Genomic DNA, 13,002 nt, shown 5'->3' on the forward strand with positions numbered 1-13,002 from the left:
GCCCCGTGCCCTCGGGCACGGGGCGCCCCTCCAGAACGGAGCCCCCATGAGACAACGCCTGACGATCGCCTCGGCGGCCGTCCTCGCCCTGATCGCAGCTCTGCTCGTCCACGTCCTGCCCGCCCACGCCGACACCGGGTTCCGCGTCAGCGAGGGACGCCTCGTCGACGCCGCGGGCAACGACTTCGTGGTGCGCGGGGTCAGCCACCCCCACTCCTGGTACACCCAGGAGACCGGTTCCTTCGCCGACATCAAGTCGCTGGGCGCCAACACGGTCCGCGTCGTCCTCAGCAGCGGTGACCGCTGGGAGGAGAACGGGCCCTCGGACGTGGCCAACGTGGTCTCGCTGTGCAAGGCCAACCGGCTGATCTGCATGCTGGAGGTCCACGACACCACCGGCTACGGCGAGGAGCCCGAGGCCGCCACCCTGGACCAGGCCGTCGACTACTGGCTGCGGGTCCAGAGCGCGCTCGAGGGCGAGGAGGACCACGTCCTCGTCAACATCGGAAACGAGCCCTACGGCAACGACGCCGCCGCCAACCAGAACTGGGCCGACGACACCTCCGAGGCCGTCCAGCGCCTCCGGTCGGCCGGATTCGACCACACCCTGGTCGTGGACGCCCCCAACTGGGGGCAGGACTGGGCGCACACCATGCGTGAGGGCGCCCAGGGCGTCTTCGACTCCGACCCGCACGCCAACACCGTGTTCTCCATCCACATGTACGGCGTCTACGAGCAGGAGTCGGTGGTCGTCGACTACCTGGAGCACTTCACCGACAGCGGACTGCCCCTGCTGGTCGGGGAGTTCGGCTTCGACCACAGCGACGGCAACCCCGACGAGGACGCCATCATGCACCACACCGAACGTCTCGGCCTGGGCTACATAGGCTGGTCCTGGAGCGGTAACAGTGAGGGCGTCGACTACCTGGACATGGTCGAGGACTTCGACGTGGACTCCCTGACCCCCTGGGGCGAGCGGATCTTCCACGGGCCGGACGGGATCGCCGAGACCTCGGTCGAGGCGCCCGTCTACGGCGGCGGGGAGCCCACCGACCCGCCCACCCCGGACCCCACGGACGAGCCCACCGAGCCGCCCGCCGACTCCGACTGCGAGGCGGTCTACAGCTTCGTCGGCCAGTGGGACGGCGGCTTCCAGGCCGAGGTCACCGTCACCGCGCTGACCGACCTCACCGGCTGGAACACCACCTGGACCCACACCGGCGGCGCGAGCGTGAGCAGTGCCTGGAACGCCTCGGTCACCGAGGACGGTCCCCTGGTCCAGGCCGCCAACGTCGCCTACAACGGCACCCTCGCCGAGGGGGAGTCCACCTCCTTCGGTTTCACCGCTAACCGCACCGGAACCGTCACGGTGCCCGACGTACAGTGCGCCGCGGCGTCCTGACCGCGCGTACGCGACAGCCCCCGGCCGCACATCCAGTGCGGCCGGGTCCCCCCGACAAGCAACGAAGGAGTGACCTATGCGGTCACGTCACACCATCGCCGTGCCCCTGGCGCTCGGCAGCCTGGCCATCGGCTACGCCGTCGTCGCCGCCCCCCAACCCGCCGAGGCCCACGGGGCCTTCACCTACCCCGCCTCACGCACCTACGCCTGCTTCCAGGACGCCACCGGGGGCAGCTCCGGCGGTGCCCTCCAGCCGGTCAACGACGCCTGCGCGGACGCTCTCGAGGAGGGCGGTAACTACGCCTTCTGGAACTGGTTCGGCAACCTGATCAGCGACTCCGCGGGCCAGCACCGGGAGTTCGTCGCCGACGGTGAGCTGTGCGGGCCGACCGAGCAGTTCAGTGCCTTCAACGCGGTCCGTACCGACTGGCCGTCCACCCAGCTGCAGCCGAACACGACGGTGGAGTTCCACCACAACGCCTGGGCGCCCCACCCGGGGACCTTCTTCACCTACGTCACGGCCGACGGCTGGGACCCCAACTCACCGTTGACCTGGGACGACCTGGAACTGATCGACGAGGCCGTCGACCCCCCGCTGCGCAGCGGGGGAGAGGCGGGCGCCGAGTACTACTGGGACGTGGACCTGCCCGACCGGGAGGGGCGCCACATCGTCTACTCGGTCTGGGAGCGCTCTGACAGCCCGGAGGCCTTCTACAACTGCTCCGACGTCGTCTTCGGCGACGACCCGGGGCCCGGGCCGGACCCGGACCCCACCGACCCGCCCGACCCCGACCCGACGGACCCGCCGGACCCGGACCCGACGGACCCGCCCGCGGGGGAGTACTGCACTGCCGAGTACGCGGTCACCAACGAGTGGGCCAACGGCTTCCAGGCCGAGGTCGAGGTCACCGCGGGCGAGGACGGGGTGTCCGGGTGGATGGTGGACTGGGTGTTCGCCAACAACCAGGAGATCACCAACATCTGGAACGCCTCGGCTGTGAACCACGGAGCGCATTTCGAGGTGTCCAACGCGGCCCACAACGGCACCCTCGCAGCCGGTGACTCCGCGTCCTTCGGTTTCACCGCCACCTTCGAGGGAGCCAACATCCCGCCCGAGGTGGAGTGCCAGGAGTCCTGATCCCGCTCCGGCCCCTTAGCGTCCGGTCCGGTCCCGGGCCCCTCCTCCCGGGGCCGGACCGGCCCTTTCCTAACAGTGTTAGTTACGATGGTCCGATGGACTCCGCGCGTATCTACGAGAACTGCCAGCGCCGCCTCCTGGACCTGGCCGCCACCCTGGACGGGAGCCAACTCGGCACCGTCGTCCCCGCCTGCCCGGACTGGACCGTCCAGCAGGTCTACGCCCACCTCGCCGGGCTCAGCGCCGACGTGGTCTCCGGAGAGATCACACCCCCGGCCGGCGACGAGGTCACCGGGCGCCAGGTCGCCGACCGCGCCCACCTGGGCATCGGGGAGATCTCCGCCCAATGGCGCGAGAGCGCCCCGGCCCTGCTGGAGATCCTGGCCACCGAGAGCCGGCGGCGTTACTCCCTGCCCGCGCTGGACGTCTGGCACCACGAGAACGACATCCGCGGCGCCCTGGGCCTGGGCGCCCAGACCGAGGACGCGGACCAGCTCGCGGACTTCCCGCTGGGCGGCCTGGCCAAGGGCTGGCCCGCCGAACTGCCCTCCGTGCGCGTGGTGGCCACCGACACCGGCCAGGAGTGGAACCTCGGGGAGGGCGCCGCGCTCACCCTGAGCGGCACCGCCCACGAGTTGGCCAGAGCGGTGACGGGCCGGCGCAGTCTCGCCCAGATCCTGGCCCTGGACTGGACCGGCGGCGACCCCGCCCCGGTGGCCCCGTTCCTGCCCACCCTGCCCGCGGCCGGGTCCGACCTGCGGGTGTGACCCCCGGTGGGCGCCCCGCAGGGGTCGGTCAGGGCGTGTAGGGCAGGCGGTCGATCGCCCGCACCTCGCCCAGGGTCGACCACTCGTTACGGCCCAGCCGGGCCAACGGGCGCAGCAGGGTGACCTCCGGGTGGCCGTCCACCAGCACGCTCTCGTCCACGGCCACGTTCAGCACCCGCCCGAAGACCACGGTGGAGTCGCCCAGGCGCAGCGTCGAGTGCAGGGCGCACTCCACCGCCACCGGGGAGGCTGCCACCCGGGGCGGGCGCACGGCCGTGCTCGCCTCCCGCTCGATCCCGAGCGCGTCGAACTCGCTCACGTGCTCGGGGTAGGGGGTCCCACTGGCGTTGACCTGGTCCTGGAGCGACTCGGGCGCCAGGTTGACCACGAACTCGCCGGTCGCCTCGGCGTTGCGCAGGGAGTCCTTGCGTCCCACCGAGGTGAACTGCACGATCGGCGGTTCGGTGCAGGAGACCGTGAAGAAGGAGTGCGGCGCCAGGTTGTCCACGCCGGTTTCGGAGGTGGTGGAGACCCACGCGATCGGGCGCGGGACCACCACCGACGTCATCAGCTTGTAGAAGGCTCGTCCGGGCAGGTCGGCGGGGCTCTGTTCGTTGCGCATCGGCACGATTATCCCGTGTGCCGGGGGCGGGCGCGGGCATACTCGACGGATGGAACTGGTCACAGCCGACGACCTCCGGGCCGCTGCCGCCCGGATCCGGGGCCACGTGCTGCGCACACCCCTGACGGCCGGTCCGGAGGGGGCGGGTTTCCTCCTCAAGCCGGAGAGCCTCCAGCCCACCGGGGCCTTCAAACTGCGCGGCGCCACCAACGCCGTGGCCCTGCTCGACCCGGTCCGAAGCGGGTACGGGGTGGTCACCCACTCCTCGGGCAACCACGGACTCGCGCTGGCCTGCGCCGCGGCCCGGCAGGGGGTGGCCTGCACGGTCGTGGTGCCGGAGGGGGCTCCCCGGGTCAAGGTCGAGCGGATCCGTGGGTACGGCGCGCGGGTGGTGACCGTGCCTCCCGCCGAACGCCTCGCCGCCGTGGAGGAGTTCGTGGACCGTGAGCACCTGGCCCCGGTCCCGCCGTTCGACGATCCACGGGTGATCGCCGGCCAGGGCACCGTGGGGTCGGAGATCCTGGAACAGTCGCCCGAGGTCACCACCATCGTGGTCCCGGTCGGTGGGGGAGGGCTCGCCTCGGGGGTGGCCACCGCCGCCCGGGCGGCGCGCCCCCGGCGGGTCCGGGTGGTGGGGGTGGAACCGGAACTGGCGGCCGACGCCGCCGAGAGCCTCCGGGCGGGGCGGCTGGTCGCCTGGGAGCCCGAGCGCACCTACCGGACCATAGCTGACGGGGTGCGCACCTGCCTGTCCGAACGCACCTTCGCGCACCTGGCGGAGCGCCTGGACGGGATCGTCACCGTCACCGAGGACGAGATCGCCCGGGCGGTGGCCGCGCTCGCGCACGGTGCCCGGCTGGTCGCCGAACCCAGCGGGGCGGTGGCCGCGGCGGCGGTGCTGTCCGGCCGGGTGGACGCCGACCCGGAGCGCCCCGGGGCGACGGTCGCGGTGCTCTCCGGCGGCAACGTCGATCCGGACCTGTTCGCCCGGCTGGTCGCCGCCGCCTGAACCCGGCCAGTGGCCGCCGAACCCGCGGTTCGTTCCTGATCCCTTGTGGGCGGACGACTTTCGCCATAGGTTAGTGAGTACATACTCACTAAAGGAGGTTGTCATGTCCCTGGCGGACCGTCACCCCCGGGCCTTCGACGCCCTGGTCGCCACCGTGGTCCTGCTCGTCGAACTCTTCGCGACCTACGGCGCCCTGACCGGACCACCCCTCGACCCCGTCGACGGATGGGCCGCCACCAGACAGATCGACCCGCTGTCCTTCGCCCTGGTGATCGTGGGCTGCGGGGCCCTGTACTGGCGGCGCCGGCTGCCGGCCACCACCCTGGCGGTGGCGACCCTCGCCTACGCCGCCTTCCTGCTGCGCGACCACGAACTCGGCATGTTCCTGGCACCCATGACCGCCCTGTACACCGCCTCCGCCCTCGCCCTGCCCAGAATGATCCCCGCCCTGGCCACCGCGGTCGGCCTGGGCGCCTCCCTGTGGTGGGTGCACACCCGCACCGCGAGCCTCCCCGACCCCGGCGTCGCTATGCTGGCCTGGATCGCCTTCGGTGCCGTCATCGCGCTCTTCCTCGTGGGTTCCTACACCGCGGGAGAACTGGTGCGGTGCCACCGAGAGCTCAACGAACACGAGGAGCGCCATGGCAACCGAGCCCGGGAGACGACGCCGCTCCACACCTGAGCGAACCCGCGAACACCTCCTGGACAGCGCCGCCGAGGTCCTGCGCGAACTCGGGATGGCCAGGGCCACCACCAAGGAGATCGCCCGCGCCGCCGGTTACTCCGAGGCGACCCTCTACAAGCACTTCACCGACAAGTCCGACCTGCTCCTGGCGGTGATGCGGCACCGTTTCCCCCTGTTCGTCGAGGTACTCGCGGAACTCCCCGGCCGGGTCGGCCGGGAGGACGTGCGCGGCACCCTGCTCGACCTGGTGCCCCGGGCCGTGGCCTTCTACCGCCACGGGGCGCCCATGCTCGGTTCGCTGTTCGCCGATCCCGGGCTGCTCGCACGCCACCGCGAGGGAATGGCCGGACACGGAGCCGGTCCCCTCAACGTCAACCGCGCTCTCACCGCCTACCTGGACGGCGAACGCGCCCTGGGGCGCCTCCCCGCGGGCGTGGACCCCGGGGCCGCCGCCTCCCTGCTGGTCGGCGCCTGCTTCCAGCGCGGCTTCCTCGAGGCCTTTCTCGGTCACGACGACGACTTCCCGCCCGTCGAGCTGCACGCCGCTGAGCTGGTCGACACCCTTCTCGGGGCCTGACCGGTCCCGGCGCCCGACCGGCCGGGCGCCGGGGACGCCGGGGCCCACGGGCCGCGGAAACCGGGTGAAGGTCAGCTCCGGTCCTGATCGTCCGCGCCCTGCTCGACTTCGGTGATGTCCGCTTCGGGCGGCGCCCCGACGATGAGGCCGAAGACCGCGTGGTCCACCAGCAGGGCCAGCCTCTCCTGCGGCCTTACCCTGTGCGCGTGGGCCAGGTCGAGGGCCGGGGCCAGGGCCAGTTCGAACAGGCCCCAGGCGAGCACCCCGTACACGGGACCGGTCAGCCTCGACCCCCGCACGCGCGCCGGTACCAGACCGAACGCCGCGCCCGCGGCGCCACCGTAACCCCAGTGCGCCAGTTCGATGAAGGCGGTGCGGCGGTGGGCGGGCACCTCGCGGAGCAGGGACGGAACCCCCTCCCGCAGGATGGCCTCGGGCGGTGTGCCCTCGATCATCCCCAGGCCCACGGCGACCTGTCGCATCCCGCTCATGGCCATCGCGCCCACGGCACCCCTGGCCGCCCCCTTCAACCAGGGGCGGCGTCGCATCCGCTCCGCTGTGCCCCGCATCGTCCCCCCTGGTCGGTGGCCGTCCCGTGTCACCCGCACCCCTAGCCGACGCGGCCGCCGTTTACACGTGCCCGGCCCGACCGGTATCCGGCCCGGGGATGTTTGCACGGATGCCCGTCCGGTCAGGGCGGACCACGACGGCCCACCGATGTGGGAGCCACCCGACGGGAGGGTTTCGAGGATGAACGAGGAAACACCGGACGCCAAGAACCGTCAGCTGGAGAACGACCGCACCGACTCCGAGGGGCCCCTGACCACCGAGACCGGTGTCAGGGTCGAGGACACCGACAACTCCCTCAGCGCGGGTGAGCGCGGGCCGACCCTGCTGGAGGACTTCCACGTCCGGGAGAAGATCACCCACTTCGACCACGAGCGCATCCCCGAGCGGGTCGTGCACGCCCGGGGGGCGGGCGCCTACGGTCACTTCACGCCCTACGAGGGCCTGTCCGACCTGACCGCCGCGCACTTCCTCAGCAGCCCCGACGTCACCACCCCGGTCTTCGTCCGGTTCTCCACCGTGGCCGGATCGCGCGGGTCGGCGGACACGGTGCGCGACGTGCGGGGTTTCGCGGTCAAGTTCTACACCGAACAGGGCAACTACGACCTCGTCGGCAACAACATGCCGGTCTTCTTCATCCAGGACGGCGTCAAGTTCCCGGACTTCGTGCACGCGGTCAAACCCGAACCGCACAACGAGATCCCGCAGGCCCAGTCGGCCCACGACACCCTCTGGGACTTCGTGGGCCTGCAGCCGGAGACCACCCACATGATGATGTGGCTGATGTCGGACCGGGCGATCCCGCGCAGCTACCGCACCATGCAGGGCTTCGGCGTGCACACCTTCCGGTTCGTCAACGGCCGGGGACACGGCACCTTCGTCAAGTTCCACTGGAGGCCGCTGCTGGGCACGCACTCGCTGGTGTGGGACGAGGCCCAACGCATCCAGGGCAAGGACCCCGACTACAACCGGCGGGACCTGTGGGAGGCCATCGAACGCGGCCAGTACCCCGAGTGGGAACTGGGCGTGCAGCTGGTTCCGGAGGAGAACGAGCACGACTTCGACTTCGACCTGCTGGACCCCACCAAGATCATCCCCGAGGAGCAGGTCCCGGTCCGCCCCGTCGGCAGGATGGTCCTGGACCGCAACCCGGACAACTTCTTCGCCGAGACCGAGCAGGTCGCCTTCCACACGGCCAACGTGGTCCCGGGGATCGACTTCACCAACGACCCCCTGCTCCAGGCCCGCAACTTCTCCTACCTGGACACGCAGCTGTTGCGTCTGGGCGGTTCCAACTTCCAGCAGATCCCGGTCAACCGGCCGGTGGCCGAGGTGAGCAACAACCAGCGTGACGGTTTCTCCCAGCACCGTGTGCACCGGGGACGGACCTCCTACTACCCCAACTCCCTGGGGGGAGGCTGCCCGGCCCTGGCAGACGAGGGGGTGTACCGGCACTACACGGAGAAGGTCGAGGGCGCCAAGGTCCGCAAACGGGCGGAGAGCTTCAGGGACCACTACTCCCAGGCCAGACTGTTCTACAACAGCCTCGCTGACTGGGAGCGGGACCACCTGGTGGCCGCGTTCCGATTCGAGCTGGGCAAGTGCGAGGAACTCGCGGTGCGCCAGCGCGAGGTGGCCAACCTGGTCAACGTCGACCACGGCCTCGCCGTCGCCGTCGCCGAGGGGGTGGGGGTGGAGCCCCCGGAGGACCCCGGCACGACCGGCCACAGTGATTCCTCACCCGCTCTCAGCCAGGCCAACACGGCCTTCGGTGACCTGACCGGCCGCCAGGTCGCCGTGCTCGTCGACCACGGGGTGGACGGCACCGCCGCCGAGGCACTGCGCGACGCCCTCGTGGGTCGGGGCGCCGTGGTGGAGACGCTCGCTCCGCTGGATGGTTCGGTGCGCACCCGTGAGGGCGGGGACCTGCCCGTGGACCGCTCCTACACCACGGTCTCCTCGGTGCTCTACGACGCGGTCGCGGTTCCCGGCGGCCCCGATTCGGTCGCCTCGCTCGCCGGGGACGGGGAGGCGCGCCACTTCGTCCTGGAGGCCTACAAGCACCACAAGCCGATCGCCGCGGTCGGCCAGGGGGCGTCCCTGCTCTCGGGCGGGGGGCTGCCCGAGAGGCTGTCCGAGTCACCGCTGGAGACGGAGAGTATCGAAGGGGTGGTGCGGTCCCCGAGCGCGGACTCGGACCTGACCGAGGAGTTCGCGCGGCTCATCGGACTGCACCGGCACTGGGAACGGCCCACCGACGCCGTCTCCGCCTGACCCGTCGCCGAGGTCGGCGCGGAGCCGGGGCCGGGCGCGGTCGCGGGTGGAGGGCGTCCCTCTACCCGCGGCCCTCACCCGGTCCCGTCCGGTGCGGGCGTTCCCCGGCACCGGACTCAGGTGTCGGACGGCCCGGAGTCGGGTTTCAGCGGGTCGTGGCCGACGCGCATCAGCTTCCTGCGCCAGTCGTCGTCCTGGCGGCGGGGCTGCGCCAACTCGTCCTGCACGAACCGGGTGACCCGCTCCATCAGCTCGACGTCGGAGGACGTCACGTCCGTTCGGCGCTTGTCCAGGAGCTGGACGATGTGCTCCCCCTCGGCACTGACGTCACCGCCGGCGGGAAACGCCTCCTCCCCCGAAGCGTCGGTGAGAAGCCAGCGACGCAGCTCCTCACCGGTCATGTTGACCGAGGCGTGGAACTCCTCCCAGAGGCGGTCGGCCTCCGGATCACTCACCGCCATCGCGGCGCCCCCTCTCAGGTCGTGGACGCCGGGACGGGCCCGAGGACGGGCGGCCCCGGCGCCGCGGAACCGACGGTGACGGTGCGCCCTCGCACACCCGTGCACCGCCCTGTCGGGGGAACGGCTACCCCGAGTACCGCGCGTTCATACGTCCGGCCCCGGGGCGAGGGTGGGACGGATGAGGTTTTACCGCGACGGGGGCGGGTTAGGGCGGCTCACAGGGGCGCCGAACACGGAGGGGGCGGTGACCATGGTGGACGGCATCGCCGAGGTGATGAACCCGGGTGTGCGCACCGTCACTCCGGACGCGGTCCCGCGGCAGGCCCCCGAGATCATGCGCGAGGAGGACGTCCTGGGCGTGGAGGGCTTGGCCACCGACCACCTGTCCCTTGAGGACGCGCCCGACGCCTACCGGCGCTTCCAGCACAAGGAGGACGGGATCTTCAAGGTGGTCTTCACACCCTGAACCGACCGGTGTGCGAGGCGGAGCGTACGGTCGCGGAAAGGAGCGGACATGGTGCAGAACGTCGCAGACCACCTGTTGCGTCGACTGTCGCAGTGGGGGGTCACCGAGATCTTCGGTTATCCGGGGGACAGCGTCAACGGACTGGTCGCGCAGATGGCCGAGGTCGATGACGGTCCGCGGTTCGTGCAGAGCCGCCACGAGGAGATGTCCGCGTTCGAGGCGGTGGGATACGCCAAGTTCGGCGGCGGCCTGGGGGTGTGCATGGCCACCGGCGGGCCGGGGGCGGTCCACCTGCTCAACGGCCTGTACGACGCCAAACTCGACCACGTGCCGGTCCTGGCGCTGGTCGGCCAGGCCAGCCGCAGCGCGATGGGCGGCGCCTACCAGCAGGAGATCGACCTGCACAGCCTGTTCAAGGACGTGTCCTCGGCCTTCCTGGAGACGGTCAACGTCCCCGAACAACTGCCCAACGTCCTGGACCGGGCCGTGCGCACCGCCCTGTCCGAACGGGCCCCGACCACTGTGATCATCCCCGCCGACGTCCAGGAACTCGACTACTCACCGCCTCAGCACGCCTTCAAGCACGTTCCCTCCAGCGCACCCGACCGCGTGGTCGGCGGCGGCACGGTGCTGCCGCCCGAGTCCGAACTGGACCGCGCCGCCGAGGTGATCGACGCGGGCGAACGGGTGGCGGTCCTGGTCGGCCAGGGCGCCCGGGGCGCGGCCGAGGAGGTACTGGAGCTGGCCGACGCGACCGGCGCCGGAATCGCCAAGGCGCTCCTGGGCAAGGACGTGCTGCCCGACGCCCTGCCCCAGGTCACCGGTTCCATCGGTCTGCTGGGGACCAAGCCCTCCTGGGAGCTGATGCGCGACTGCGACACCCTGCTCATCGTGGGCTCCAACCTGCCCTACTCCCAGTTCCTGCCGCCCTTCGGCAGACGGGCCGTGGAGATCGACATCGACCCCCGGTACATCGGCATGCGCTACCCCACCGAGGTCAACCTGGTGGGTGACGCCGCGAGTACGCTGCGCGCGCTCGGCGAACGGCTGAACCCGTCGGCCGAGCGGAGCAGGGGACGCCGGGAGTGGCGGGCCACGGTCGAGGAGAACGTACGGCGCTGGTGGTCGGTCCTGGACGCCCAGGCCGAGGTGGGCGCCGACCCGGTCAACCCGATGCTGGTGGTCCGCGAGCTCTCCCCGCGTCTGCCCGATGACGCCGTGGTCACCGCCGACTCCGGTTCGGTCACCAACTGGTACGCGCGCTTCCTGCGCCTGGGGGAGGGGAACAGGGCCTCCCTCTCGGGCACCCTCGCCACCATGGGGTGCGCGGTCCCCTACGCGGTCGGGGCCAAGTTCGCGGTCCCGGACCGGCCGGCGGTCGCTCTCGTCGGGGACGGGGCGATGCAGATGAACGGGCTGATGGAGATGCTCACGGCGCGCCGTTACCAGGACCTGTGGCAGGACCCGCGCCTGGTGGTGTGCGTCCTGCACAACAACGACCTCAACCAGGTCACCTGGGAGCTGCGCGCCATGACGGGATCGCCCAAGACGCCTTACTCCCAGGACCTGCCGGACATGTCCTACGCCGACTTCGCCGAGGCGATCGGGCTCACCGGCATCCGGGTGGACCGTCCGCAGGACGTGGGACCGGCCTGGGACCGGGCCCTGGCGTCGCAGGGCCCCGTGGTACTGGACGTGCGCTGTGACGGTGACGTTCCGCCGATCCCGCCGCAGGCCGAACGGGAGCAGGTCACCGACACACTCAGAGCGCTGCTGTCGGACGACCCCGACCGGGCGGGGGTGGCGGCTCGCGGGCTGGCCACCAAGATCCAGGAGTTCCTGCCGCACCGCAGGTAGCCGCGGTCAGCCGTCACTCCGGTGCGGGCGGTGTGGTCCCGGGTTCCACCGGGCATGCCTGGGACGTGTCCGAGCCCGAGACCACGCCCGACGGCCGTTACCTCCTGATCCGGGGGCGGCGGTGGCGCGCCAGTGATCCCCTGCTGCCGGACCGGGTGCGTGAGCGCCTGGTCCGGCACCTGATGTCCGCCCGCCGTGCCGTCGCGGCAGCACGGCGGGCGGGGGACCCCGAGTCCGAGCGCGGGGCGAGGCAGCGGGTCGGGTGGGCCAAACAGGGCCTGGGTGAAAGAGGTGTGCCCTGGTGGGAGATGTCCGGCGACGATCGGCGCCGCCGTTGGGAGCAGGCCCTGCACCGGCTCGACAACCGGTGACGGCTGCCCGGGCGGGGCCGTCGGGGCGATGTTGTCGGGCACCGACGGTCGGCGCGGCCCGGGAGTCCCCCTCCCCGGGCCGCGCGAGGGCCGGACGGGTTCAGGACAGTTCGGCCTTGCCGAACATCAAGGCGTAGCCGGACGGCAGGTGGCTCAGGAGCTGGTTCAGCTCGCCCCCGGAGACCGTCTCGGCCACGGTCGTCAGGACCGCCCCCGTGTCCTGTTCGGCCGTCAGTGCGCGCCCGCCGAGCAGCTCCGCCACGCGGCTGTGGAACTCCTCGACCCCGAAGGACTCGGCCTCCGGCTGTTTCGCCTCCCGGAATCGTTCCCGCAGCGGTTCCGGCAGTTGTGCGGCCAGCTTCTCCGCGGTCGGGCCCGGCAGCCGGGTCGCCAGGACGGAGAGGACCGCCGTCGTCACCTGTTCGGCCTCCTGCTGGTTCCGGTACTCCCCGAGCTCGCGCACCTCGGCCAGGAACTCGTCGTAGCGCATCGCACACCTCGCCTCTCGTCGAAGTTTCGAGCTCCTCGTTCGGTACCGGTCACCCTGCCCGGCGACGGAAGGTCCGAATCACCGGACCGGGCGGGGCCGACCGGGGCGGGAGCGGCGGGCCGGCGGTCGTGCCCGGGCGTGGTCGGGCCCCCTCGTTCGGTGTGCGGACCCCGGACCCCCGGGATGCGGAAAATGGTGACGTGTGAATATTCTGGTGTTTTTTGTGGAAAATAGACTGTCACATAAGAACGGGGCGGGTCTGTTTCGAATAAGGTGCCCGCCGAGGCCGATGCGCTTCCCGGTAGAAGGCTTTCGG

Annotated in this window: 14 protein-coding genes; 10 read left to right on the forward strand and 4 right to left on the reverse strand. The window is 71.4% G+C overall.

Translation table 11 applies throughout. From position 1 onward, the window contains the following. Positions 1-46 precede the first annotated feature (46 nt). The 3 genes from AC0VYD_RS12080 (at position 47) to AC0VYD_RS12090 (ending at position 3,307) form a co-directional block, all read left to right on the forward strand. Complete coding sequence (locus AC0VYD_RS12080; protein WP_475479961.1) at positions 47-1,402, forward strand: cellulase family glycosylhydrolase; 1,356 nt, start codon at positions 47-49, stop codon at positions 1,400-1,402. Positions 1,403-1,478: 76 nt separating this feature from the next. After that, positions 1,479-2,540 carry a lytic polysaccharide monooxygenase gene (locus AC0VYD_RS12085; protein WP_475479962.1) on the forward strand — a complete coding sequence of 354 codons (1,062 nt, stop codon included), beginning with the start codon at positions 1,479-1,481 and terminating at the stop codon, positions 2,538-2,540. 95 nt (positions 2,541-2,635) lie between these two features. After that, complete coding sequence (locus AC0VYD_RS12090) at positions 2,636-3,307, forward strand: maleylpyruvate isomerase family mycothiol-dependent enzyme (RefSeq protein ID WP_475479963.1); 672 nt, start codon at positions 2,636-2,638, stop codon at positions 3,305-3,307. Positions 3,308-3,335: 28 nt separating this feature from the next. Here AC0VYD_RS12090 and AC0VYD_RS12095 read toward each other — a convergent pair whose 3' ends face one another. Continuing rightward, positions 3,336-3,929 (reverse strand): flavin reductase family protein, encoded by a 594-nt coding sequence (locus AC0VYD_RS12095; protein ID WP_475479964.1) that lies wholly within the window; start codon positions 3,927-3,929, stop codon positions 3,336-3,338. Between the two features lie 49 nt (positions 3,930-3,978). Here AC0VYD_RS12095 and AC0VYD_RS12100 point away from each other — a divergent pair, with 49 nt between their 5' ends. From AC0VYD_RS12100 to AC0VYD_RS12110, 3 genes are all read left to right on the forward strand, one after another. Next, complete coding sequence (locus AC0VYD_RS12100; RefSeq protein WP_475479965.1) at positions 3,979-4,938, forward strand: threonine ammonia-lyase; 960 nt, start codon at positions 3,979-3,981, stop codon at positions 4,936-4,938. Between the two features lie 103 nt (positions 4,939-5,041). Next, complete coding sequence (locus AC0VYD_RS12105; RefSeq protein WP_475479966.1) at positions 5,042-5,620, forward strand: DUF7134 domain-containing protein; 579 nt, start codon at positions 5,042-5,044, stop codon at positions 5,618-5,620. Further along, positions 5,580-6,200, forward strand: coding sequence for a TetR/AcrR family transcriptional regulator (locus AC0VYD_RS12110; RefSeq protein WP_475479967.1), 621 nt, complete (start codon positions 5,580-5,582; stop codon positions 6,198-6,200). Before AC0VYD_RS12105 ends, AC0VYD_RS12110 begins: the two co-directional genes overlap by 41 nt. 71 nt (positions 6,201-6,271) lie before the next feature. Here AC0VYD_RS12110 and AC0VYD_RS12115 read toward each other — a convergent pair whose 3' ends face one another. Beyond that, positions 6,272-6,697 (reverse strand): hypothetical protein, encoded by a 426-nt coding sequence (locus AC0VYD_RS12115; protein WP_475480249.1) that lies wholly within the window; start codon positions 6,695-6,697, stop codon positions 6,272-6,274. A 253-nt stretch (positions 6,698-6,950) separates the two neighbouring features. On the opposite strand from AC0VYD_RS12115, the gene AC0VYD_RS12120 reads away from it, so the two are divergent. Continuing rightward, entirely contained in the window at positions 6,951-9,041 is a 2,091-nt protein-coding gene (locus AC0VYD_RS12120; RefSeq protein ID WP_475479968.1) for a catalase, read from the forward strand. A gap of 116 nt (positions 9,042-9,157) precedes the next feature. On the opposite strand, the gene AC0VYD_RS12125 is transcribed toward AC0VYD_RS12120, so the two are convergent. Continuing rightward, positions 9,158-9,502, reverse strand: coding sequence for a DUF3140 domain-containing protein (locus tag AC0VYD_RS12125; RefSeq protein WP_475479969.1), 345 nt, complete (start codon positions 9,500-9,502; stop codon positions 9,158-9,160). A gap of 244 nt (positions 9,503-9,746) precedes the next feature. Between AC0VYD_RS12125 and AC0VYD_RS12130 the strand changes: the two genes are divergently transcribed. The 3 genes from AC0VYD_RS12130 (at position 9,747) to AC0VYD_RS12140 (ending at position 12,196) form a co-directional block, all read left to right on the forward strand. After that, a complete protein-coding gene (locus AC0VYD_RS12130; protein WP_475479970.1) occupies positions 9,747-9,968 on the forward strand; it encodes a hypothetical protein in 222 nt (73 codons plus the stop codon). A gap of 48 nt (positions 9,969-10,016) precedes the next feature. After that, positions 10,017-11,825, forward strand: coding sequence for a thiamine pyrophosphate-requiring protein (locus AC0VYD_RS12135; RefSeq protein ID WP_475479971.1), 1,809 nt, complete (start codon positions 10,017-10,019; stop codon positions 11,823-11,825). A gap of 65 nt (positions 11,826-11,890) precedes the next feature. After that, entirely contained in the window at positions 11,891-12,196 is a 306-nt protein-coding gene (locus AC0VYD_RS12140; RefSeq protein ID WP_475479972.1) for a hypothetical protein, read from the forward strand. Positions 12,197-12,296: 100 nt separating this feature from the next. Here the strand turns inward: AC0VYD_RS12140 and AC0VYD_RS12145 are convergent, their stop codons facing one another. Continuing rightward, positions 12,297-12,686 carry a DUF2267 domain-containing protein gene (locus AC0VYD_RS12145; protein ID WP_475479973.1) on the reverse strand — a complete coding sequence of 130 codons (390 nt, stop codon included), beginning with the start codon at positions 12,684-12,686 and terminating at the stop codon, positions 12,297-12,299. Between the last annotated feature and the right edge of the window lie 316 nt (positions 12,687-13,002).

It is taken from the genome of Nocardiopsis sp. iso_40 (assembly GCF_056173285.1).

Bases quoted from the DNA above. Each gene is read 5' to 3' on its own strand.
- AC0VYD_RS12115 (WP_475480249.1), bottom strand. From the start codon at position 6,697: ATGGCCATGAGCGGGATGCGACAGGTCGCCGTGGGCCTGGGGATGATC.
- AC0VYD_RS12120 (WP_475479968.1), top strand. From the start codon at position 6,951: ATGAACGAGGAAACACCGGACGCCAAGAACCGTCAGCTGGAGAACGAC.
- AC0VYD_RS12100 (WP_475479965.1), top strand. From the start codon at position 3,979: ATGGAACTGGTCACAGCCGACGACCTCCGGGCCGCTGCCGCCCGGATC.
- AC0VYD_RS12095 (WP_475479964.1), bottom strand. From the start codon at position 3,929: ATGCGCAACGAACAGAGCCCCGCCGACCTGCCCGGACGAGCCTTCTAC.
- AC0VYD_RS12105 (WP_475479966.1), top strand. From the start codon at position 5,042: ATGTCCCTGGCGGACCGTCACCCCCGGGCCTTCGACGCCCTGGTCGCC.
- AC0VYD_RS12135 (WP_475479971.1), top strand. From the start codon at position 10,017: ATGGTGCAGAACGTCGCAGACCACCTGTTGCGTCGACTGTCGCAGTGG.
- AC0VYD_RS12085 (WP_475479962.1), top strand. From the start codon at position 1,479: ATGCGGTCACGTCACACCATCGCCGTGCCCCTGGCGCTCGGCAGCCTG.
- AC0VYD_RS12080 (WP_475479961.1), top strand. From the start codon at position 47: ATGAGACAACGCCTGACGATCGCCTCGGCGGCCGTCCTCGCCCTGATC.
- AC0VYD_RS12145 (WP_475479973.1), bottom strand. From the start codon at position 12,686: ATGCGCTACGACGAGTTCCTGGCCGAGGTGCGCGAGCTCGGGGAGTAC.
- AC0VYD_RS12110 (WP_475479967.1), top strand. From the start codon at position 5,580: ATGGCAACCGAGCCCGGGAGACGACGCCGCTCCACACCTGAGCGAACC.
- AC0VYD_RS12090 (WP_475479963.1), top strand. From the start codon at position 2,636: ATGGACTCCGCGCGTATCTACGAGAACTGCCAGCGCCGCCTCCTGGAC.
- AC0VYD_RS12125 (WP_475479969.1), bottom strand. From the start codon at position 9,502: ATGGCGGTGAGTGATCCGGAGGCCGACCGCCTCTGGGAGGAGTTCCAC.